This is a genomic window from Roseovarius nubinhibens ISM, assembly GCF_000152625.1.
Taxonomy (GTDB): Bacteria; Pseudomonadota; Alphaproteobacteria; order Rhodobacterales; family Rhodobacteraceae; genus Roseovarius; species Roseovarius nubinhibens.
Map to the genome: position 1 here is coordinate 1,079,662 of NZ_CH724156.1, position 21,385 is coordinate 1,101,046.

The 21,385-nt window shown below is 64.1% G+C and carries 22 protein-coding genes and 2 tRNA genes; 6 read left to right on the top strand and 18 right to left on the bottom strand.

The window, feature by feature from the left end:
• Positions 1 to 14: 14 nt before the first annotated feature.
• The 8 genes from ISM_RS05260 to crcB all read right to left on the bottom strand — a co-directional run bounded on the left by ISM_RS05260 (position 15) and on the right by crcB (position 7,606).
• Positions 15 to 806, bottom strand: coding sequence for an amino acid ABC transporter ATP-binding protein (locus ISM_RS05260; protein WP_040617875.1), 792 nt, complete (start codon positions 804 to 806; stop codon positions 15 to 17).
• Positions 807 to 818: 12 nt separating this feature from the next.
• On the bottom strand, positions 819 to 2,147 hold the full coding sequence (locus ISM_RS05265; RefSeq protein WP_009813087.1) for an amino acid ABC transporter permease: 1,329 nt from the start codon (positions 2,145 to 2,147) through the stop codon (positions 819 to 821).
• Between the two features lies 1 nt (position 2,148).
• Positions 2,149 to 3,417: an amino acid ABC transporter permease gene (locus ISM_RS05270; protein ID WP_040617876.1), complete on the bottom strand. Its 1,269-nt coding sequence runs from the start codon at positions 3,415 to 3,417 to the stop codon at positions 2,149 to 2,151.
• A 124-nt stretch (positions 3,418 to 3,541) separates the two neighbouring features.
• The gene (locus tag ISM_RS05275; protein WP_009813089.1) at positions 3,542 to 4,561 is read right to left on the bottom strand and encodes an amino acid ABC transporter substrate-binding protein; all 1,020 of its coding nucleotides are present in this window, start codon (positions 4,559 to 4,561) and stop codon (positions 3,542 to 3,544) included.
• Between the two features lie 219 nt (positions 4,562 to 4,780).
• Positions 4,781 to 5,491 carry an ATP12 family chaperone protein gene (locus ISM_RS05280; protein ID WP_009813090.1) on the bottom strand — a complete coding sequence of 237 codons (711 nt, stop codon included), beginning with the start codon at positions 5,489 to 5,491 and terminating at the stop codon, positions 4,781 to 4,783.
• Positions 5,488 to 6,174, bottom strand: a complete 687-nt coding sequence (locus ISM_RS05285; protein WP_009813091.1) for an HAD-IA family hydrolase — start codon at positions 6,172 to 6,174, stop codon at positions 5,488 to 5,490. The genes ISM_RS05280 and ISM_RS05285 overlap by 4 nt, the downstream gene beginning before the upstream one ends.
• Complete coding sequence (locus ISM_RS05290; protein ID WP_040617877.1) at positions 6,171 to 7,229, bottom strand: RluA family pseudouridine synthase; 1,059 nt, start codon at positions 7,227 to 7,229, stop codon at positions 6,171 to 6,173. The genes ISM_RS05285 and ISM_RS05290 overlap by 4 nt, the downstream gene beginning before the upstream one ends.
• Positions 7,226 to 7,606 carry a fluoride efflux transporter CrcB gene (gene crcB, locus ISM_RS05295; protein WP_009813093.1) on the bottom strand — a complete coding sequence of 127 codons (381 nt, stop codon included), beginning with the start codon at positions 7,604 to 7,606 and terminating at the stop codon, positions 7,226 to 7,228. Before crcB ends, ISM_RS05290 begins: the two co-directional genes overlap by 4 nt.
• A gap of 173 nt (positions 7,607 to 7,779) precedes the next feature.
• Between crcB and ISM_RS05300 the strand changes: the two genes are divergently transcribed.
• Both ISM_RS05300 and ISM_RS05305 read left to right on the top strand, forming a co-directional pair.
• Complete coding sequence (locus ISM_RS05300) at positions 7,780 to 9,057, top strand: glycerate kinase type-2 family protein (RefSeq protein ID WP_009813094.1); 1,278 nt, start codon at positions 7,780 to 7,782, stop codon at positions 9,055 to 9,057.
• Positions 9,058 to 9,144: 87 nt separating this feature from the next.
• A complete protein-coding gene (locus ISM_RS05305; RefSeq protein WP_009813095.1) occupies positions 9,145 to 9,519 on the top strand; it encodes a hypothetical protein in 375 nt (124 codons plus the stop codon).
• On the opposite strand, the gene rsmD is transcribed toward ISM_RS05305, so the two are convergent.
• Together rsmD and ISM_RS05315 are read right to left on the bottom strand one after the other, a co-directional pair.
• Positions 9,504 to 10,076: a 16S rRNA (guanine(966)-N(2))-methyltransferase RsmD gene (gene rsmD / locus ISM_RS05310; RefSeq protein ID WP_009813096.1), complete on the bottom strand. Its 573-nt coding sequence runs from the start codon at positions 10,074 to 10,076 to the stop codon at positions 9,504 to 9,506. The genes ISM_RS05305 and rsmD overlap by 16 nt on opposite strands.
• Positions 10,073 to 11,281 carry an NAD(P)/FAD-dependent oxidoreductase gene (locus ISM_RS05315; RefSeq protein WP_009813097.1) on the bottom strand — a complete coding sequence of 403 codons (1,209 nt, stop codon included), beginning with the start codon at positions 11,279 to 11,281 and terminating at the stop codon, positions 10,073 to 10,075. Before ISM_RS05315 ends, rsmD begins: the two co-directional genes overlap by 4 nt.
• Before the next feature lie 101 nt (positions 11,282 to 11,382).
• On the opposite strand from ISM_RS05315, the gene ISM_RS05320 reads away from it, so the two are divergent.
• Complete coding sequence (locus ISM_RS05320; protein ID WP_009813098.1) at positions 11,383 to 11,871, top strand: peroxiredoxin; 489 nt, start codon at positions 11,383 to 11,385, stop codon at positions 11,869 to 11,871.
• 166 nt (positions 11,872 to 12,037) lie between these two features.
• On the opposite strand, the gene ISM_RS05325 is transcribed toward ISM_RS05320, so the two are convergent.
• Both ISM_RS05325 and ISM_RS05330 read right to left on the bottom strand, forming a co-directional pair.
• Positions 12,038 to 12,111 (bottom strand) — tRNA-Gly (locus tag ISM_RS05325).
• A 37-nt stretch (positions 12,112 to 12,148) separates the two neighbouring features.
• Entirely contained in the window at positions 12,149 to 13,360 is a 1,212-nt protein-coding gene (locus ISM_RS05330; protein ID WP_040617878.1) for a bifunctional alpha/beta hydrolase/OsmC family protein, read from the bottom strand.
• A gap of 411 nt (positions 13,361 to 13,771) precedes the next feature.
• Here ISM_RS05330 and ISM_RS05335 point away from each other — a divergent pair, with 411 nt between their 5' ends.
• Complete coding sequence (locus ISM_RS05335) at positions 13,772 to 13,984, top strand: hypothetical protein (RefSeq protein ID WP_009813100.1); 213 nt, start codon at positions 13,772 to 13,774, stop codon at positions 13,982 to 13,984.
• A 99-nt stretch (positions 13,985 to 14,083) separates the two neighbouring features.
• On the opposite strand, the gene dddP is transcribed toward ISM_RS05335, so the two are convergent.
• The 5 genes from dddP to ISM_RS05360 form a co-directional block, all read right to left on the bottom strand.
• Positions 14,084 to 15,424, bottom strand: a complete 1,341-nt coding sequence (gene dddP, locus ISM_RS05340) for a dimethylsulfonioproprionate lyase DddP (RefSeq protein WP_009813101.1) — start codon at positions 15,422 to 15,424, stop codon at positions 14,084 to 14,086.
• Between the two features lie 110 nt (positions 15,425 to 15,534).
• Positions 15,535 to 16,281, bottom strand: a complete 747-nt coding sequence (locus ISM_RS05345) for a hypothetical protein (RefSeq protein ID WP_009813102.1) — start codon at positions 16,279 to 16,281, stop codon at positions 15,535 to 15,537.
• 26 nt (positions 16,282 to 16,307) lie between these two features.
• Positions 16,308 to 16,754: a hypothetical protein gene (locus tag ISM_RS05350; protein WP_009813103.1), complete on the bottom strand. Its 447-nt coding sequence runs from the start codon at positions 16,752 to 16,754 to the stop codon at positions 16,308 to 16,310.
• Between the two features lie 303 nt (positions 16,755 to 17,057).
• The gene (gene glnA, locus ISM_RS05355) at positions 17,058 to 18,464 is read right to left on the bottom strand and encodes a type I glutamate--ammonia ligase (RefSeq protein ID WP_009813105.1); all 1,407 of its coding nucleotides are present in this window, start codon (positions 18,462 to 18,464) and stop codon (positions 17,058 to 17,060) included.
• 39 nt (positions 18,465 to 18,503) lie between these two features.
• Positions 18,504 to 18,842 (bottom strand): P-II family nitrogen regulator, encoded by a 339-nt coding sequence (locus ISM_RS05360; RefSeq protein WP_009813106.1) that lies wholly within the window; start codon positions 18,840 to 18,842, stop codon positions 18,504 to 18,506.
• Positions 18,843 to 19,029: 187 nt separating this feature from the next.
• On the opposite strand from ISM_RS05360, the gene ISM_RS05365 reads away from it, so the two are divergent.
• Complete coding sequence (locus ISM_RS05365) at positions 19,030 to 20,586, top strand: bifunctional ADP-dependent NAD(P)H-hydrate dehydratase/NAD(P)H-hydrate epimerase (RefSeq protein ID WP_009813107.1); 1,557 nt, start codon at positions 19,030 to 19,032, stop codon at positions 20,584 to 20,586.
• Here the strand turns inward: ISM_RS05365 and ISM_RS05370 are convergent.
• Positions 20,583 to 21,080, bottom strand: coding sequence for a Hint domain-containing protein (locus tag ISM_RS05370; protein WP_040617879.1), 498 nt, complete (start codon positions 21,078 to 21,080; stop codon positions 20,583 to 20,585). The two genes, ISM_RS05365 and ISM_RS05370, sit on opposite strands and share 4 nt — an antisense overlap.
• 158 nt (positions 21,081 to 21,238) lie before the next feature.
• On the opposite strand from ISM_RS05370, the gene ISM_RS05375 reads away from it, so the two are divergent.
• Positions 21,239 to 21,323 (top strand) — tRNA-Leu (locus ISM_RS05375).
• Positions 21,324 to 21,385: the final 62 nt, after the last annotated feature.

Consider the following 21,385-nt stretch of genomic DNA (forward strand, 5'->3'; position numbering starts at 1 on the left):
CGATCCGGGGCCGATCAGTGGCCGAGGATCTGGCTGAGGAACAGCTTGGTCCGGTCGCTCTTGGGGTTGTTGAAGAACTCTTCGGGTTCGTTCTGTTCGACGATCTGGCCTTGGTCCATGAAGATGACCCGGTTCGCCACCTGACGGGCAAAGCCCATCTCATGGGTCACGCAGAGCATGGTCATGCCTTCCTCGGCGAGCTCGATCATCGTGTCGAGCACCTCTTTGATCATCTCGGGGTCGAGCGCCGAGGTGGGTTCGTCAAAGAGCATGATCCGCGGCTTCATGCAGAGCGAGCGGGCAATCGCCACACGCTGCTGCTGACCACCCGAGAGCTGGCCGGGGTATTTGTTGGCCTGATCGGGGATCTTCACCTTTTCGAGGAAATGCATCGCCGTATCGACGGCCTCTTTGCGCGGCACCTTGCGCACCCAGATGGGCGCGAGGGTGCAGTTTTCGAGGATGGTCAGATGCGGGAAGAGGTTGAAGTGCTGAAAGCACATGCCCACTTCGCGACGGATCTTGTCGATGTTTTTCAGGTCCGACGTCAGTTCGGTCCCATCGACGATGATCTGCCCCTGCTGATGTTCCTCGAGCCGGTTGATGCAGCGGATCATCGTCGATTTCCCCGAGCCAGACGGCCCGGCGATGACGATCCGTTCGCCTCGGTTCACGGTCAGGTTGATGTCACGCAACACATGGAACGAGCCGTACCATTTGTTCATGTTGGTGATCTGGATCGCGATCTCGTCCGAGATCTGCATTTTGGAGCGATCGATTTCGCGGTCGGTAACAAGATCAGACATAGCGTGATCTCCTTAATTATGGCCAGTCTGAAGCTTGCGCTCCAGGTACATGGAGTAACGGGACATCGAGAAACAGACGATGAAGAACAGGAACGCGATGAACGCGAAGAGTTCCCAATAGATACCGTTCCACGCGGTGTCCGCCCGGATGGCGTTGCTCAGTCCGATGACGTCGAAGAGACCGATGATCGACACAAGGGTGGTGTCCTTGAAGATGCCGATGAAGGTGCTCACGATGCCGGGGATCGAGATTTTCAACGCCTGTGGCATGATGATGAGGCGCTGCGCCTGCCAGTAGTTGAGGCCGAGACTGTCGGCGCCCTCATACTGGCCCTTGGGCAGGGCCGCGAGACCACCCCGGATCACCTCGGCCATATAGGCCGCGGCAAACAGGGTCATCATGATCATCACGCGCAGGATGATGTCGAAATTCGTGCCGGGCGGCAGAAAGAGGTTCAGCAGAAGCGACGCCACAAAGAGCAGCGTGATCAGCGGAACGCCCCGGATGAATTCGATGAAGCCGACGCAGATCGCTTTGACCAGCAGCAGGTCGGACTGACGGCCAAGCGCCAGCACGATGCCGATGGGAAGCGAACAGCCGATGGCCACGATGCCGAGCAGGATCGCCAGCATGAAGCCGCCGAACTTGCGGCTCTGCACCGCCTCGATGCCGATGGGCATGAGGTCTGTCAGCGCCCCGGTGATCAGGCCGGAGAGGCCGAACCACCAGATCACCGGCAGCAGCACCGCCGCGATGATCGCCACCAAAGAGCCCGCGATAGGTTCGAGGATCTTGTAGGCGTAGTAGCCGATGACAAAGCCCAGTGCCGCCGCGATCGGCCCCCAGATCGACCCGCCCCATAGGAGCCAGGGCATCACGAAGGGATAGAGCGCGGTGACGATGAGCATCTTGCGCGGCAATTGTTCAGAGAACAGCACCGGCGCCATGGCCACCAAGGTCAGCACGAAGGCGAGGTTCACCCGCCAGTAGAGGTGATCGGGGTAGAACCCGTAGAGCAGCTGTAGCCAGCGCTCCTTGACCACGCCCCAGCAGGCATGACCGTGGGTGTCGCCCCAGGTGGCGTTCATGATCTCGCGGCACTCGTTGAGCGACCCCGCGTTCCACACCGACTGAAACAGCCAGGGCAGCAGCCCGGACATCACATAGGCGATGAAGAGAAGCGCGATCACCGTCAGGATCGAGTTGGCGACGCTGGAGAACAGGTTCTTGCGCAGCCAGCCGACGAAACCGATGGTCGTGGCCGGCGGCTCTTGTTCGGGCAGCATGTCTGTCCGGACAAAGGCGATGGCGCGGGCTGCTTCGGAATGTGTATCGCTCATATTACCGCTCCACCAATTTAACGCGCGAGTTGTACCAGTTCATCACCGCCGAAATGGAGAGCGAGATGATCAGGTAAGCCAGCATCAGCATGAGAACCGATTCGAGCTCGCGCCCGGTCTGGTTCATGGTGATCCCGCCAAGCGTCCCGGTGATGTCCATGTAGCCCACGGCAATCGCCAGCGACGAGTTCTTGGTCAGGTTGAGGTAGTTCGAGATCAGCGGCGGGATGATCACCCGCAGCGCCTGTGGCAGGACCACGAGGCTCATGATCCGCTTGGGCCGCAGACCCAGCGCACCGGCGGCTTCGGTCTGGCCGTGGCTGATGGCGAGGATACCGGCGCGGACGATCTCGGCGATGAAGGCCGCCGTATAGAGCGACAGGGCCAGCCAGAGCGCGGTCAGCGAGTTGCGCAGATGGGTGCCGCCCTGGAAGTTGAAGCCCTTCAGCTCGGGATAGCCGAGGTGAAAGCCCAGCGCGATGAGCAGCACGATCAGCGGCACGAAGAAGATGCCGAGATTGACATGCCATGTGGTGGGCCGCAGGCCGGTGCTGTTCTGGATCGCGGTGGCGCGGGCGTTGACCTTCTTGATGGCGAAGATGCTCGCGATGATCACCAGCACGATGGCCAGCAGATCGAGCGACAGGTCCATCCGGAGCGGGCTATCGCCGAGCAGATGCACGTCGCCAAGCGACCGCGAAAACAGCGGCTCGGGGATATAGACACCGCGGTTGGTGACGGCGACCGAGTCAAAGAAGCTCATGCTTGCGGTGGCGTTGTCGCCCCGGAAATCCTTTGGACTTGGCAGGCTTTCGATGAGCACCGCCATGGCGAGCACGATCCAGAGCAGGACCGGCACGTTGCGGAAGACTTCCACATAGACGGCCATGATCTTGGCCACGAGCCAGTTCTTGCTCAGCCTGAGAACCCCCACGAAGACCCCGAGGATCGTCGCGGCGATACAGCCCAGAAAGGCCACCAGAAGCGTGTTTGTGAGGCCGATAAAGGCGGCGCGCAGATGGGTGTCGCGGTTGTTATAGTCGAGCAGGCGCTGGTTGATGTCATATTGCGCCGGTTCGAGCAGGAAACCGAATTGAACCGGTTTGCCAAGGGTTTGCAGGTTGGTGATCGTGTTGCTGATCAGCCATGCCCCGAAAAGCATGAAACCGAGCAGGGCAACGGCCTGTATGGTGAAAGATCGATACCGCGTATCGTAGATCAGCATAGACAGGCGGAACGACTCCCGAGCAGGGTCGGTCATTGCAGTCATATGGAGTATCCCCGTGTTCCGGCCCGGTTGTTATTGTGTCGCGTTTACGCAGCGAATGGGTCCGGTTTTTTATTGGTACTGAGCGCAAAAGGGCGCGACCGTGGCCGCGCCCTTCGCAAGGAACTTAGCGGAACGGCGGCGAGTAGAGCAGGCCACCATCGGTCCACTGGGCGTTCAGACCACGCGCCAGACCGACCGGCGAATTCTCACCGATGTTCTTCTCGAAGAGTTCGCCGTAGTTGCCACCGGCTTGAACGGCTTTGACAGCCCAGTCAGCGTCGAGGCCGAGCATTTCACCCAGGTTGCCCTCGGTGCCCAGCAGGCGGTTGACTTCGGGATTGTCGCCAGCTGCGGCCGACAGTTCGCCGATGTTGGCGCTGGTGATGCCCAGCTCTTCGGCGGCGATCAGCGCGTTCAGCGTCCAGCGGACAACATCGCCCCATTCGTCATCGCCGTGACGGACCAGCGGGCCGAGCGGCTCTTTCGAGATGATTTCGGGCAGAACGACGTGATCTGCGGGGTTTTCGAACGAGGCGCGCGTGGCGGCGAGGCCCGACGCGTCCGTGGTGTAGGTGTCGCAGGCACCAGCAAGATACTGCTGCTGACCTTCGGCGTTGGTTTCGATCGGCACCGGCTCATAGCTGATGTTGTTGGCGCGGAAGAAGTCCGCGAGGTTCAGCTCGGTGGTGGTGCCGGTCTGGATGCAGACGGTGGCGCCATCGAGTTCCTTGGCCGAGCTCACGCCCAGTTCTTTCGGAACCATGAAGCCTTGGCCGTTATAGTAGTTCACGCCGACGAAGGTGAACTTGAGGTCCACGTCGCGCGAGAAGGTCCAGGTGGTGTTACGGGCCAGGACGTCGATTTCGCCCGAAGCCAGTGCAGTGAAGCGGGTCTTGCCGGTGGTCGGTACGAATTCGACTGCGTCCGGGTCACCCAGAACGGCAGCGGCTACAGCGCGGCAAACGCCAACGTCGAAACCATCCCAACGGCCGTTTTCGTCCGGTGCTGCAAAACCGACAAGACCGGTGGTCACGCCACAGTTCAGCTTGCCGCGCGCTTTGACATCGTCAAGCGTACCAGCAGCTGCAGCGCCAGCCGCCAGGCCGGCGACAGTCAGCGCGCCAAGAAATACGGATTTTTTCATGTTTACCTCTTCCTGATTTTCCGCCCTCTCCCAAAGGCGGTTTTTTTTCCGACCTGATAGGGCCGGCCGATGTTCAGAAGGGTGGTCCCCTCCGATAGGCGCAAGTTTGGAAGGATTCATCTTCAAAGGTCAAGTACTGCATCACCAAAAACAATGATTTACGCCAGCGCTTTACCATAGGGAAACCGGTTTGAACGCGAGGGTTTACGCCCCGCAGGTTCAGCGTCGCGAGAGCTGATAGAGCCGCGCCGCGTGCAGGAATGCCCGCTGTTTTGTGGCTGCCAATTCGCTCGCCTCTTCGTCCTCACCCCATTGTTCTATCTGCCAATCTTCGTCGAGACGCGACAGGGTCCAGAGGGTTTCGGGCGGGGCAATTCCGCGCTGTGCAGCGAGGCCGAGAACTAGAGAACCGGAGAGGCTCACCAGATCGTGAAGGGCGGTCAGCGCATAGATGTCCTGCGCCATGACTTCGGCCCGCAAAGCGGCCACGGCCGCCGGGTTCTGGGGCTGATGGACGACCCCCGCCACCGGAACCAGCCGCGCCGATAGGTCCGATTCGGCCCAGTCGAGATACGGATCCCATGCCGCCGACTGCCGCTCGACCAGCTCGGTCGGGCTGTCGGCGCGGTAGCAGAGCAGGTCGCTGTCGCCATAGGCGGCAATCATTTCAGCCACTTCATCCTTTTGCACCGCCACCTTGTCGATGGCGGCATTGGCGCTGCGGGTGAAGGGCATGGAGAGCGGGTTGATCTCTTCGTCCTGCGCCTGCCATTCGGCGGCGACCTCTTGGGCGAGCGCCTCGGTCGGCAGAATCAGCGAGCGTTTCGCCGGGGTGCGCACCGGGCGGCCATCGAGATGCACGGTGAACCCGTCCTCGGCGCTCTCGACGCTGCTGTCTTTCCAAAACCGTCTGGCTTTCCATTCGCTCATATCTCGGTCCCCCAAAACCCGTTCAGAACCCCCGGCAGATCGTTGAAATCCTCGATCAACGCATTGGCCTGGCTCAGTCTTTCTGCCGGGTGATAGCCCCAGCTCACCGCCACCGACCGCACCCCGGCGGCCTGGGCCATTTCCATGTCAAAGACCGTATCACCCACCATCACCGCCTCGTCCGGGGCGACGCCCGTCTCGGACAGCGCCGCGAGGATCATCGCCGGATGCGGCTTGGACGGGTGGTGATCCGCGACCTGCTGGGTCACGAAGAAATGCCGCATGTCATGGCCTTCGAGCAGCTTGTCGAGGCCGCGCCGCGATTTGCCGGTGGCCACGCCGAGCAGGATCTCGGGCACCGCGTGCAGCCGGTCGAGCATCTCGCGCGCGCCGGGATAGAAGGGCGAGCTCTGCGCCGCGCCGACCTTGGCGCGCAGCGCCACATAGGCGTCCTTGTACCATTCGACCATGTTGAGGCGCAGGGCCGAGGGCGCGCCCATTGCGAGCCTCTCGAACGCCTCGGGCAGCGACAGGCCGACGATGCCGAGCACCTCGTCGCGGGCCGGCACTGGCAGCTCGGCCCGGTCGAACGCCTGCCCCATGGCGGCGAGAATATCCATCTGGCTGTCGACGAGCGTGCCATCCACGTCGAAGATCACCAGCCGCAGGGGGGCGTCGCTCATTCCTGTTCCTCGAACGGGTCTTCGGGCACATCGGCGGCGCGCCACTGGAACAGATCCCAGGTGCGGGCCATGTGATCGGGCAGCGGCGCGGTCAGGTGCAGCCGCGCGCCGGTGGCCGGGTGCCGGATGGTGAGCGAGCGGGCATGGAGATGCAGCTTGCGGCTGACATCGCCACCGAGCTGGGCGCCCCAGCCATCGCCGAGGTTCTCCTGCCCCGAGCCACCGTATTTGCCGTCGCCGACGATCGGATGGCCCAGCTCGGCCATATGGGCGCGCAGCTGATGGGTGCGGCCGGTGACCGGCACCAGCGCCATCCAGGCGGTGCGCTGGCCCGCGTTCTCAAGCACGGCATAATCGCTCGTGGCGTGTTTCGCGCCGGGGGTGTTATCGACCTCGCGCGGGTGGATGCAGAGCATCTTTTCGCCCTCGCCGCCCTTGCCATGGCCCGGCGCCTTGACCAGCCCGTATTTCACCGTGCCCATGCGCGGCAGCGGCACGCCTGCGACGGCGGCCCAGTAGATCTTGCGCGTGTTGCGGTGGCGGAAAGCGGCAGTGAGATCGGCGGCCATCTGGCGGGTGCGGGCGAGGATCAGAACACCCGAGGTGTCCTTGTCGAGCCGGTGCACCAGCCGAGGCTTTTCGTCGAGATCAAAGCGCAGCGCCTCGGCCAGCCCATCGACATGGCGGGTCTGTTTCGAGCCACCCTGCACCGGCAGGCCCGGCGGCTTGTTCAACGCGATGATGTGATCGTCGCGGTAGATCACCGCGGCCCGGATCATCGCCGCATCCTCATCGCTCACCCGCGAGCGGGGACGGGGCGGCGCGGCCTTGTCTTCGCTGTCGTCGGGGGCGGGGATCGGCGGGATGCGCACGCTCTGGCCGACCTGCAGCCGATGCGAGGATTTGACCCGCCCGCCATCGACGCGCAGCTCGCCCTTGCGGCACATCTTTTCGATGCGGCCCTGGCCGAGATGCGGAAACAGCCGCCGCAGCCAGCGGTCGAGCCGTTGATCGGCATCCGCCGGGGTGATTTCCAATGTCTGTACGCCGCTCATGCCCAGAGCCCCCGTGCCAATGCTACACCCAGGCCCATCGCGGCCAGTGACAGAACCACCGACAAGGCCACGTAAAGAAAGGCCGAGCCCAATTGCCCCCGCTCGAACAGCGTCAGCGTCTCGAGCGAAAAGGCCGAAAACGTGGTGAACCCGCCCAGAAGACCGGTCATCACGAAGAGGTTCCATTGCTCATACCCGCGCAGAAAGGCGAAGATCACGAACAGCCCCATCAGGAAGGAGCCGAGCACGTTGACCGTGAGGATTGCCACGGGAAAGCTCGGCCATGGCACGAGACGCGTCAGGGCAAGCCCTGTTCCGAACCGAAGCGCGGCTCCGATGGCGCCGCCCAATGCGACCTGAAGAAATGACATGATCATGGCCGCGTCTGTCGCTTGCAGGCCTCGGTTTGTCAAGCAAAGCAAGGGGGCGGTGGCGACAATAGGGCCGGGAATCCGGGGAAAGAGCCGCGAAACCCGGTGCCGAGGCTTGACAGAGGGGCGTCGCGGCGGTGATAGCGCTAAAGGTAGCCGCAATTCATGGACCTCTGCCGATGACCCAGCCCCTGCCCGATGACGCCCCGGCGCTCCTGCGCCGTCTCTTTGATCGCGCCGTCGAAGTGGCCGACCCGATGCAGAGCCTCGCCGCCGCGCTGCCGGAAAAACCGCAAGGGCGGGTGGTGGTGATCGGCGCCGGCAAGGCCTCGGCGCGGATGGCCGAGGCGGTCGAGGCGGCCTGGGGGCCATGCGAGGGGCTGGTGATCACCCGCTATGGCTATGCCCGGCCCTGTCAGGGGATCGAGATCGTCGAGGCCGCCCATCCGGTGCCCGATGCGGCGGGACAGGCGGCCACGGCAAGGATGCTCGACCTGGTGGCGGGGCTCGGGCCCGAGGATATGGTGCTGGCGCTGATTTCCGGCGGGGCCTCGGCCCTCTTGGTGCAGCCTGCGGGCGATATCACCCTCGCGGAAAAACAGGCGGTGAACGCAGGGCTCTTGGCCAGTGGTGCGCCCATCGGACAGATGAACGTGCTGCGCAAACATCTCAGCCGGGTCAAGGGCGGCCAGCTGGCGGCGGCGGCGCATCCGGCGCGGATGGTGGCGTTGTTGATTTCGGATGTGCCGGGCGATGATCCGGCGCTTATCGGGTCGGGGCCGACCGTGGGCGATGCGAGCACCCATGAGGAGGCGCGCGCCATTGCCGAGCGCTGGGCGCTCGACCTGCCGCAGAGCGTAGCCGAGGTGCTGTCACGCCCCTCCGGCGTGGTTCACCCGGACGATCCGCGCCTCGAGACGGTCGAGAATGTCATCTATGCCGCGCCGTCGCAGTCGCTCGCGGCCGCGTCCGAGCGCGCCCGCGCGGCGGGCTATGTGCCGGTGCTGTTGGGCGATGCGCTCGAAGGCGAGGCCCGCGATGTGGCCCGCGATCAGGCTGCTTTGGCGCTGGCCGAACAGCGCAAGCTGCGCCCCGGAGACGCGCCTCGGCTGCTGCTCTCGGGCGGGGAACTCACGGTGACCCGGCGCGGCGATGGGGTCGGCGGGCCCAATGCCGAATTTGCGCTGGCTCTCGCGCTGGCCCTAGAGGAGGCCGAAGGGATCCATGCCATTGCCTGTGACACGGATGGGGTCGATGGCGCGGCAGAGGTGGCGGGCGCGGTGATCGGGCCTGAGACGCTGGGCCTCGCGCAAAAGGCCGGGCGCGACCCGCAAGAGGCGCTCGACCGCAATGACGCACATGGGTTTTTCGCGGCGATCGACCGTCAGGTTGTGCCCGGTCCGACCCTGACGAATGTCAATGATTTCAGGGCGATTGCCGTCTTCCCCATCGGTTGAGTCGACTTTTTCGACAATTCATGCTGAAATACACGGCCCCGCCTTTGCCAGGGCGGGCTGTGTCATGTTGTTGAAAGGGTATGCTGTATGTTTCGCAGATATTTCATGGCTGGCTGTGCGCTGCTGCTGGCGGGTGCGTCGGCCGGGGCCAGTGAAACCGCTCTGAACGGGCAAGAGGTCTATCAGCTGTTGCGGGGCAACACCGCCTCTGGCCTCTGGCAGGGCACCCCCTATAAATCCTACTTCGACCCCAATGGCGCGACGCTCTATATGCCGCAGACAGGCGAGCCGGCCCTTGGCAAATGGCGGATCAACCCGGACACCGGCCAATATGAAAGCTGGTGGGAACATGTCGGCTGGACGAGCTACACCGTGGTCCGCACCGCCACCGGCCTCGCCTGGGTGCATGAGGGGCAAAACCACGCCTTTACCATCGAATCCGGGCGTCAGCTCTCTTGGTGAGGGCCGGCCCTTAGGATGGTGATCACCGTCTCCCCATAGCGGCGCTTGTCGAGAACATGCGTGTCTGATGGCGGGGTGATTTCGGCGCTGTCCTCCCAAACGAGCAATGCGCCCGAAGCCACCCAACCGCCTGCAAGCGCCGCGGCAAGAGCCTCTTCTCCCAGGCTCTTGCCATAAGGCGGATCGAGAAACACGAGGTCCGCCGGTTTGCCGTCATGCCGCCCGAGCCGCCGGGCATCGCGCCGCACCAGCCGTGTGACGGTTTGCGCCTTCAAAAGCGCGATATTCTCGGTGATGAGCCCCTGCCCCGCGCGCCCGTTTTCCACGAAGGTCACATGCGAGGCCCCGCGCGACAGCGCCTCGAGCCCGAGCGCCCCGGTGCCCGCGAAAAGATCGAGCACCACGGCCCCGGTCACCGGATCGTCATAGCCGGAGATCAGCGCGCTAAAGAGGCTCTCGCGGACGCGGTCGGCGGTGGGGCGCAGATGCGCGCCGCGGTCGCCCTTGCCCACCGAGGCCAGCCGCCTGCCGCGATGCTCTCCGGCGATGATCCTCACGGCTTCAGCAGGGTCTTGAGCTCGGTCGCGGGGTCGGCGATGGCGGCGGGATCGGCGGTTTTCCCGTTATCGATCAGACGCTTGCCCACCATATAGGCGCGCGGCGCGTTCATCGCATCCACTGCCAAAAGCTGATCCCCCTTGAAGTACCAGAAGGACACCGCATCGCCATCGTCATGGCGCGTCACGATCCGGTCGAACCCGGTGCTGAGCCCGGCGATCTGCAGTTTGACGTCATATTGATCCGACCAGAACCACGGCTGCGGCACGTAATCCTTACCCGCGCCGAGCATGTTTTCGGCCACGCATTCCGCCATGTCGATGGCGTTTGGCACGCTCTCGAGCCGCAGGCGGCCAGCGCCATGGGGGAAGGAGGCGCAATCGCCGGCGGTCCAGATGGCCGGGTCCGAAGTGCGGCCCTGCGCGTCGGCGGCGATGCCATTGTCGAGGGCAAGCCCGGCGGCCTCGGCGAGTGCGGTTTCCGGCGTGATGCCGACACCCACGATGACGAAATCCACCGCCAGTTCAGAGCCATCCGAGAGCCGCGCGCCACTGACCTTGCCGTCGCCCAAGAGCCGGTCGAGCCCGACACCCTCGCGGATGTCGACGCCATGGTTGCCGTGAAGTTTGCGAAAGAAATCAGAGGTTTCCGGTGCCGCGACGCGCTGCAGGATGCGGTCCGACATTTCCACCAGCGTAACTTTAAGGCCCCGCGATGCCGCCACCGCCGCCGCCTCGAGCCCGATATAGCCGCCGCCGACGATGAGCACATGCGCGCCCGCGCGGACCATCGGCTCCATCGCGTCGACATCGGCGAGATCGCGGACGGTGAAGACGCCGGCAAGATCGCCGCCGATGGCGGCCGGAAGACGGCGCGGGGCCGAGCCGGTGGTCAGTGCGAGCTGATCGTAGGGCAGGCGTTCGTCGCCGAGAATGACCTCGCGCGCATCGCGGTCGATGCCGGTGACCGTCGCGCCGAGGCGCAGGTCAATCCCTTGATCCGCATAGAAACTTTCCGGCCGCAGGTAGAGCCGCTCAAGCTCCATTTCGCCCAGAAGATACTTCTTCGACAGCGGCGGGCGCTGGTAGGGGGGAGCTGATTCGGCGCCGATGAGGGTGATGCTGCCGTCATGGCCCAGGGTCCGAAGTTTGGCCACAAGGCTCGATCCGGCCTGTCCGGCCCCGATCACCACGATTTTCGACATTTATTTCTCCCTCCGCGAAATTTATTTCAGCATGGTCACGCTGTGGCCCCAGCCCTATATTTATCCTGAACCCGATTACCCCAACCAGACAGGATGCGACAATGACTATTACCACCGGCGACAAAATCCCCTCGGCGACGCTGTTGCAGATGGGCGCGGACGGCCCAGAGCAAGTGTCGCTCGACGACAAGGCGAAGGGCCGCAAGCTGGCGATCTTTGCCCTGCCCGGCGCCTATACCGGCGTCTGCCACAACGCCCATGTGCCGAGCTTCGTGCGCAACATGGAGGCGCTCAAGGCCAAGGGCGTGGACGAGGTGATCTGCATCTCGGTGAACGATCCCTTCGTGATGGGTGCCTGGGGCGAGAGCACCGGCGCGAAAGAAGCGGGCATTGCGATGCTGGGCGACGCGGATGCGAGCTTTACCAAGGCGATGGGGATGGAGTTTTCGGCCCCGCCCGCCGGGCTGATCGACCGCTCGAAACGCTATGCGATGGTGGTCGAGGATGGCGTGGTGACGCTGCTTCAGGCCGAAGAGAGCCCCGGCGTCTGCGACGTCTCGGGCGCGGAATCGCTGCTCGACGCGATGTAAGGCCAAGGGACTGATCCCAAAGCGAAAGGGCCACCCCGGCGGGTGGCCCTTTTTCGTTGGTAGGGGGGCGGTCGGGCGCTGCCCGGGCCGCTGTGCGGCTGCTCCGGGCTAGCGGGCACAGGGCAACAAAGGCGTTACTCTCAAAGGCGATGGCGGGCTGGAAGGCTGGAGCGGGTAGCGGGAATCGAACCCGCACCTTAAGCTTGGAAGGCTCTTATGATACCATTTCACCATACCCGCTCTGCGGGACTTGAATTAGGGCAGGACGCGAGCCGGGTCAAGCCGGTCGCGTCTCGATATGCGAGCTGCGTTCCAGCGTGCGATGGACCGGGCAGCGGTCGGCGATGTCCATCAGCCGGGCGCGCTGTTCCTCGTCGAGATCGCCCTCGAGCGTGATCACCCGCAAGAAGCGGTCGATCTTGGCCTCATGGCTCGCCTCGGCGTCCTGGGCATGGACCTTGTCGTGGCAGACATCGACCCGCACATGGTCGAGCGGCCAGCCCTTGCGGCGGGCATACATGCGGATGGTCATCGAGGTGCAGGCCCCGAGCCCGGCCGAGAGGAACCCATAGGGCGACATGCCGCGATCGGTGCCGCCATAGGCCTCGGGTTCGTCCGCCAGCGCATGGTGTTTGGGACCGGCGTTCACATCCTGCAAGAACCCCTCGGAATCGGCCTCTGAGACGCGCACGACGCCTTCGGGCGCGCCGGGCGGCGGCGCGGGCGGGCGCAGGTCGAGATAGCGTTGGGCCCAGGCGGAAATCACCTCGGCGGCATAGTCGGCATCCTGTGGCCGGGTCAGCAGATGATCGGCATCATCAAGGGTGACAAAGCTCTTGGGGTGCTTGGCCTGCAGGAAGATTTCCGATGCGTTTTCAATGCCTACGGTCTCGTCGCGCGGGGCGTGGAGGATCAGCAAAGCGCGTTTCAGCGCGGCAATCTCGGGGCCGATGGCCTCGGCTTTGACATTCTCGACAAAGCCCTGACCGATGCGGATCTTGCGGCCGCCAAGCGGCACCTCGGCAGAGCCGTCGGCGGCGATCTTGTCGAGCGCATCGCCGAAATTATGGGTGACATGGCCGGGATCATAGGGCGCGCCGATGGTGGCCACCGCGCGGGTGCTGTCGATGCGGCGGGCGGCGGCGAGCACGGCGGCGCCGCCGAGCGAGTGACCGATCAACAGGGAGGGGGCCATACCACGGCGGTCAAGCTCGGCCGCGGCGAGCAGCAGGTCGTCGACATTTGAGGTGAAGGTGGTGTTTTCAAATTCGCCCTCGGAATGGCCCAAGCCGGTGAAATCAAAGCGCAAAACGGCAATGCCCGCGCCCGCGAGACGGGCCGAGATGCGGCGCACGGCGGGGATGTCCTTGGAACAGGTGAAGCAATGCGCGAACAGCGCGGTGGCGAGATGCGGCCCCTCGGGCATGTCGAGACGCGCCGCCAACATGGCACCGGTATGGCCTTGGAAAGTAAAGCGTTCGGAGCTCATGGCAGGTCCTTTCAACTCAGTAGTTGATAGCTAGGCAAGCGGGGTCAGAGGCGCCAGTGGCTTGTCACATCCGTCACGCGATGGTGAGACTCTGCGCACAGGGGATCACGGGGAGTTTGACATAGGTGAACGGGCTCTGGCCAGTGCGACGCTTTTTCGCGTTAACCAACGGGAAAACCGGGGGAAATTGCCGAAAATGCCCTGTCGGTATCACGTCGGTATTACGACAGCATCGCGTCGGCCTATGAGTCGCGCGAGTTGCACGGCGGCGCAGATGTTACAGCGGCGCGCGGTGGGGTCATGAGGCAATTCATCACGAGAAATGATCACCAACACAATAAACATTCTTTTTACTTATGTGGCGCAAAGCCTCAGATTACCGGCATCACGTTGGCCCAAAGGAGATCTGAGATGGCCCACAATATCACTCTGCACCCCGCCCTGTCTGAAGCCAGAGACCGGCGTCAGTCGCGCATCGCCCGTTTGATCGCCATGGTTCTGGCGCTCGGCCTTGTCACGGCGATCCTCACCGGCGGCACCGCGCCCGAGCAAGACCCGGCCCGCGCCGCCACCCCGTCGCCGGAAAACTGGCATGGCAATGTGCGCGCCAGCGGCCCCTATTGAGCCGCCCGCGCCAAGCGCCGCACATAGGCGGCGCAAGAACGACACAGGGCGGGGGTCATGCCCCGCCCTGCCCGTTTTGCCCCTGATTAGGCCGCCCGGTCAGCGGCCCATGAGCGCCGGGTCGAACGGGTAGGAGGTCAGGTTCTCATAGCCTGTCTCGGTGATCAGCACCTGATCCTCGAGCTTGATGGTGAAATTGCCACCGACCGCGCCGACCGCCGCCTCGACACAGAGCACCATGCCCGGTTCGAGCGGGTAGTCGTAAGACCCGGGCACCGCCTGATCGGGATAGGCCACGAGCGGCCATTCATCGCAGAGCCCGACCCCATGCATCAGGCAGCCGTATTTCTGCGCCTGAAACTGCTCGTCGAGCCGATGCGAGCGCTCGGAAAGCTCGGGGATGGTCACGCCGGGTTTGAGCATCTCCATATTGGTCATGATATGCTCATGCGCGTGCTGCATCGCATAGACCATATCGGCGGGCGGGGCGGCGTCGCCGACCCACCAGCTGCGCGAGATGTCGACGCAGATGCCGTAGCTGCCGATGAGATCGGTGTCGAAAGAGATGATCTCGTTGTTCTGGATGATGCGGGGGCCGCATTCCTGAAACCACGGGTTGGTGCGCGGGCCGGAGGCGAGGAGCCGGGTTTCGATCCACTCGCCGCCGCGCTTGATGTTTTCGGCATGGAGCACCGCCCAGACGTCATCCTCGGAGGTGTTGCCCTGCGGGACCGCCTCGCGGGCGAAATGTTCCATCGCGGCGACCGAGGTTTCGCAGGCATGGACGGCGCAGCGCATGGCGAGGATTTCATCCGGCCCCTTGATGGCGCGGGTCTTTTCGGTGAGCTCTTCGCCCTCCATGATCTCGAACCCCTGCGCCTCGAGCGCGCGCAGCCCGTGCAGCATGATCTTGTCCACCGCGAGCCGCATATTGCCGCCGCCATGTTCGGCGATGAGCGTGCGCACCTCGTTGGAAAAGGCATCGGCGGCGACGTCGACCTTGTCGCCACGGTCGAAATAGAACAGGTCCGCGCCGAACCGCTGTTCGCGCACCAGCGGGTTGAACGTGCTCAGGAAGGGCGAGTTCTTGTAATCCCAGATCACCATATAGCCATCGGCACAGACCAGCAGGGCGCGGAACGGGTTATGGGCGTTCCAGAGCTGCATGTTGGTGCTGTCGGTGGCGTAGCGGATGTTGAGCGGGTCGAACATCAACACGCCGCCATAGTCGCGGTCGACCACGGCCTGGGTCAGGCGGTTCCAGCGAAATTCGCGCATCCGCTGCAGATCGGGCAGCGCGAGGCCGGCCGTCGCCCATTCGCCAAAGGCCAGCTGGGTCGGGCCGATCTCGATCCGGTTGTTGTCATTGGGGGTGTTGTCGCCGAGCGTGGCGCCACGGCTCGGGTCGATCTTGCGGGTCTCGCTGTAATGCTGGTTCATGGCCTGGCCTCCCTTTTCCCCGATAGTTTGGGGAAAAGGGGCGGTGATGCTGGCCTATAGGCGACATGATTGCCGGTTTGACGCGGCGCTCTGGGATCAGCGCTTTGGCGTCAGGCGGCCTTGGGTTTGGAGCGGTCGCCCACCGTGTCGCGCAGGAGCGAATAGGTGAGCAGCGCGCCGCCCACCGGCGGCACATGCAGGAGCATGGTCGCGCCGAGCACATAGATCGTCATATGCATGGGCAGGCTGACCCCCGGCTGATCGGCGAGACGGTCGGCGTCTTGTACCGCCTCGTTGAGGGCCTCGCGCAGGGCGTGCATCTCGGGCGAGTGCGGTTCTTTTTCCGGGGCAGGCCGGGATTTGGGCGCGGGCTCGGCCTGTTCTGCCGCTTCGGCCTCTTCGGAGGATTTCGGGCGGGCGCGAGTGCGCAGCGCGTCTTCGCCGAGGCGCAGGTTTTCGGCCATCTCGGTCAGCAGGGTCGCGTCGAGCGCGCTGTCGATGGGGGTCTGCAAGAGCTGATCGGGGGGCAGGTAATTGGTCAGATGTTCGAGGATATGCTGCAAGAAGGCCTCGCAGACCTCGTAGCTGCCGAACGGGTTCTCATGGCCCGGCGCAGAGCCGAGGCCGAGCACCAGATGCCACGGGTCCTTGGCCAGGAGCGGCGTCACCCAGCGCAGCGCGAGGCGCAGGTTCTCGCGGTCGAGAAAGGCGGTGTCGTCGCCCTGCCAGATCAGCGCGCGGTGATCGGTGCCAAAGCGGAAGGCGATGTCGAACTCTTCCACGATATCGGCAAATTCCAGGTCGGGCCGCGCGTCGAAACGCAATGCCACCACAAGGCCGGGTCCGGTATAGGTCATGTCAAAATGTCCTGTTGAAAGGGGGGTTACTGCAGCAGGCCAAGGGCCTGATGCAGCGTGTCAGAGGTTGCAGGGCTGGTGTCGAGCGCGATGAACAGCCCGGTGAGCGCGACCGCATGGGCGGCCAGTCGGAAATCCGCGCCGCGCAGCAGGTAGGAGAGCAGCACCAACAGCCCGATGGGCAGGGCCAGCATCACCAGCACGGCGCAGAGCAGCCAGGCAAAGCCTTGGCTCTTCATTTCCGAGGCGACCTCGTCAAACGGGGCCTGCGCCAGATCGAGCGCGGCGGCACCATGCGCGGGCAGCAGCCCCGGCACTTCGGTCTGCAACCGGTCGAGCGTGTCGTCAATCGCGCCGAACCGTGCCACGCCCTGTGGATCGGGGCGCAGATCGGGGCGCGCGCCCCTGTCCTGCTCTCGGCGCTGTATGAGCCGCGCCAGCGGACCGTTCTGGAAAAGTGTCGTAAACATCATATCCAATCCCGAGTCTTCGTTGGGTCCATTAAGAGCGTCGGAAAAGGGCGGTAATATTATTCAATAATGGTCAGTTCTTGTTAATGTTTCCGAAAGGATTACGGCGGGCGGGCCGCGCTAAGCCCTTATTATTATAGCCAACTGAGAAACAATGCGCCGAAAGCCCCGGCGTTTTTGCCCAATTTCCGCCTCAAAAATCCACATGTCCAGCGCCCTGCGCCCCGATCTGATCATCCCCGCACCAAAGGAAAACGGGGCGCCCCGAAGGACGCCCCGCCGAATTCTCGTAAGAAGAACGAGAGATTAGCAGCTGTAGTACATGCCGAACTCGACCGGGTGCGGCGTGTGTTCGTAAAGCTCGATCTCTTCCATCTTCAGAGCGATATAGCCGTCGATCTGGTCTTTGGTGAACACGTCACCGGCGAGCAGATAGTCGTGATCGGCCTTCAGCTCTTCCATGGCTTCGCGCAGGCTGCCACAGACGGTGGGGATGCCTTCGAGCTCTTCGGCCGGCAGGTCGTAGAGGTTCTTGTCCATGGCTTCGCCGGGGTCGATCTTGGACTTGATACCGTCGAGGCCGGCCATCAGCAGCGCGGCAAAGGCGAGGTAGGGGTTCGCCGCCGGATCGGGGAAGCGGGCCTCGACGCGTTTTGCCTTGGGGCTCTCGGTCCATGGGATCCGGACGCAGCCCGACCGGTTGCGGGCCGAATAGGCGCGCAGAACGGGGGCTTCGAAACCGGGGATCAGACGCTTGTAGCTGTTGGTCGCCGGGTTGGTGAAGGCGTTGAGCGACTTGGCGTGCTTGAGGATACCGCCGATGAAATACAGCGCCTCTTGGCTCAGGTCGGCATATTTGTCGCCAGCAAAGAGCGGCTTGCCGTCTTTCCAGATCGACATGTTCACATGCATGCCGGTGCCGTTGTCGCCGGCGATCGGCTTGGGCATGAAGGTTGCCGTCTTGCCATAGGCGTGGGCCACGTTGTGGATCACGTATTTGTATTTCTGCAGCTCGTCGGCCTGTTTGGTCAGGCTGTCGAAGATCAGGCCAAGCTCGTGCTGGCACGAGGCCACTTCGTGGTGATGCTTGTCGACCTTCATGCCCAGACGTTTCATCGTCGAGAGCATTTCCGAACGGATGTCCTGCGCGTCGTCGATCGGGTTCACCGGGAAGTAGCCGCCCTTGACGCCGGGACGATGGCCCATGTTGCCCATCTCGTATTCGGTGTCCGAGTTCCAGGAAGCGTCCTGGGCGTCGACCTCATAGGAGACCTTGTTGATCGTGTTCGAGAAGCGCACGTCGTCGAAGAGGAAAAACTCCGCCTCGGGGCCCATGTAGGCCACGTCGCCGATGCCCGAGGCCTTGAGATAGGCTTCGGCCTTTTCGGCGGTGCCGCGCGGGTCGCGCTCATAGGCTTCGCCGGTGTCGGGCTCGACCACCGAGCAATGCACGCAGAGGGTTTTCTCGGCATAGAAGGGATCGACATAGGCGCTGTCGGTGTCGATCATCAGCTTCATGTCGGAGGCTTCGATGCTTTTCCAGCCAGCGATCGACGAGCCGTCGAACATAAAGCCTTCCTCGAGGAAGTCTTCGTCCACCTGGTCGGACATCAGCGTCACGTGCTGAAGCTTGCCGCGCGGGTCGGTGAAACGAACGTCGACATATTCGATGTCCTCGTCCTTGATCATCTTGAGCAGGTCAGTTGCGCTCATAACAAAATATCCTCTGGCTAGTGTCTTTAGGAACTGGGATTACAGCGCGTCCGAACCGGTTTCGCCGGTACGGATGCGGATGGCTTGCTCGACGGGGCTGACGAAGATCTTGCCGTCGCCGATCTTGTCGGTCTTGGCGGCGTCGACGATGGCCTCGATGGCGGCATCGACCTGATCGTCGTCGAGCACGACGTCGATTTTGACCTTGGGCAGGAAATCCACCACATATTCGGCCCCGCGGTAGAGCTCGGTATGGCCTTTTTGACGGCCAAAGCCCTTGACCTCGATCACCGAAAGCCCCTGCACGCCCACGTCCTGCAAGGCCTCTTTGACCTCGTCGAGCTTGAAGGGCTTGATGATCGCTTCGATCTTTTTCATGGCGGCCTCCCGGGCATGGCGGTTACGGGCAAAAAAACTCTGTGCCCGTTCGACCACTTCCCGCGCAGGCGTACAATCGGCTAGGCTCGCCGAAAGAGATGGGGCGGGGCATGGCAAAAGCAATTGCACATTATTTAGGCAGTCCGCCCGAAATTTGGGCAGAAGTGAATCCCGGAATGATGAAATCTTGACCGAAATTCTGACATCCGCCCAGATGCGCGCCCTTGAGGCCCGCGAAATCGAGTCGGGCCGCGCGACCGGTCGGGCGCTGATGGAACGCGCCGGGCGGGGCGTGGTGGCGGCGCTTTTGGCGCATTGGCCGGCGCTTGGCAACCAGCCCGGCAAGGCCGTGGTTCTCTGCGGTCCCGGCAACAATGGCGGCGATGGCTTCGTGGTGGCGCGGCTCTTGCGCAACCGTGGCTGGCAGGTGGCGGTGGGGATGCTGGGGACGGCGGAAGGATTGCCGCCCGACGCCCGCGCCAATCACGATCTGTGGCGGAGCATGGGGCGGGTCGCGGCCTTGGACGCGGTACTGGCGGGCTGTGCCGGGGCGGATGTCATCATTGATGCATTATTCGGCATCGGGCTCTCGCGGCCTCTTGAGGGCGCAGCGCGGCGCTGGGCCGAGATGAGCGCGGCGGGCCTCGCGGCGCGGGTGCTGGCCATCGATCTGCCCTCGGGGCTCTGTGCCGAGCGCGGTCAGCCCATCGGGGTGGCAGCGCGGGCGGCGCTCACCGTGAGCTTTCACCGGCCGAAGCCGGGGCATTATCTCGGGGCGGGGCCTGATCATTGCGGGGCGCTTGAGATCGTGGATATCGGCATCCAGGCCCCCTGCCCCGAAGCGGTGCTGCGGCGTGTCGAGCGGCCCGCGGCGGCGGATCTGGCGAAGGTGGGACACAAGTTCGACAATGGGCATGCGCTGGTGCTCTGCGGCGGGTACGGGCGCAGCGGCGCGGCGCGGCTTGCGGCGCGGGCGGCGCTGCGGATCGGGGCCGGTTTGGTGAGCCTCGGCGTGCCCGGATCGGCGCAGATGGAGGTGGCGGCACAGATCACCGCGCTGATGATGCAGCGGATCGAGGGGGCGGAGGATCTGGCGGCGGCGCTGACGGATCGGCGGCTCGGCGCGCTGTGTCTTGGGCCGGGGCTGGGCGTGGCGCGGGCGGCGGAGCTGCTGCCCGTGGCGCTGGCGGATGGGCGGGGATGCGTGCTCGACGCCGATGCGCTGACGGCGCTGGCAGAGGTGGGGCTGCGCGCGCCGCTGCATTCGGGCTGTGTGCTGACACCGCATGGTGGCGAGTTCGCACGGCTCTTTCCCGATCTGGCGGAGGCCTCGGGTTCGGGGGGCGAGATGTCCAAGGTGGAGGCGACCCGGCAGGCGGCCGTGCGGGCGGGGGCGGTGGTGCTCTATAAGGGGCCGGATACGGTGATTGCCGCGCCGGATGGGCGGGCCTTCCTGCATGCGGCCTGTTACGAGCGGGCGGCGCCCTGGCTCGCCACGGCGGGATCGGGCGATGTGCTGGCCGGGATGATCGCGGGGCTCATGGCGCGGGGTCACGCGCCGCTGGACGCGGCGACGCGGGGTCACGCGCCGCTGCACGCGGCGGCGCAGGGTCACGCGCCGCTGAACGCGGCGACGATGGCGACCTGGCTGCATGCGGAGGCGGCGCGCGGCTTTGGCCCGGGGCTGATCGCGGAGGATCTGCCCGAGGCCTTGCCACAGGTTCTGGCGGGATTGGCGGGTTAGGCCGCGCTGTGCAGCGGCTGGGCCATGTCATGCCCGGCCAGTTCGAGCCCGTCGACATAGAGCACATGCGGGCTGTCAAAGATCAGCGTGATGACATCCATCTCGATCTCGCCCAGCGCGGTGATAAACTCGCCATCGACCAGAGCCGCCGCCGGAACGAGGGCGGCCGGCAGGTTGAACATGGCGCGGGCGCGCCAGTCGCGGACATGGACATGCTGATCCTCAGGCAGGATGACATCGCAATCGGGCCGCGTGTCGCCCAGCGACCCTGCGAGGATCTTGACCGCGCGGGTGACGAGACGCCGCCGCCGGATATTGCGCAGCACCGCCATGCCCGCGTCGCGGGTGACGATCCGGTCGCCCGGCATGAGATGTTCGACAGGCATTTCGCCCGACAATGTCAGAATGCGCGCGCCAACCGGCAACCCGCCCATAGCAAGGGATGCATCCACGGGGGCCTGACCCCGCTTGCGCCCGACCGTTTTCGGTTCCATGGCGTATCTCTTTTTGTTTTCTGCTCGTTATTATGGTCAGCCTAGCTGAAGAAACCGTAAATGTCGCCACTTTTTCGCATCGCCCCGCGCGCGGCTGTCGGGGCTGTTGCATTTTCTCTCGCATCCCGCGTGACAGCTTGCTAAAGAGCGGGTCGGACGCGGGTGTGGCGAAATTGGTAGACGCACCAGATTTAGGTTCTGGCGCCGCAAGGCGTGGGGGTTCAAGTCCCTCCACCCGCACCATTCAAATCATGACATGAGAGCTGTGGCGCGGCGGCGTCAGGCGGCGCGCCGGATGGGGCGGC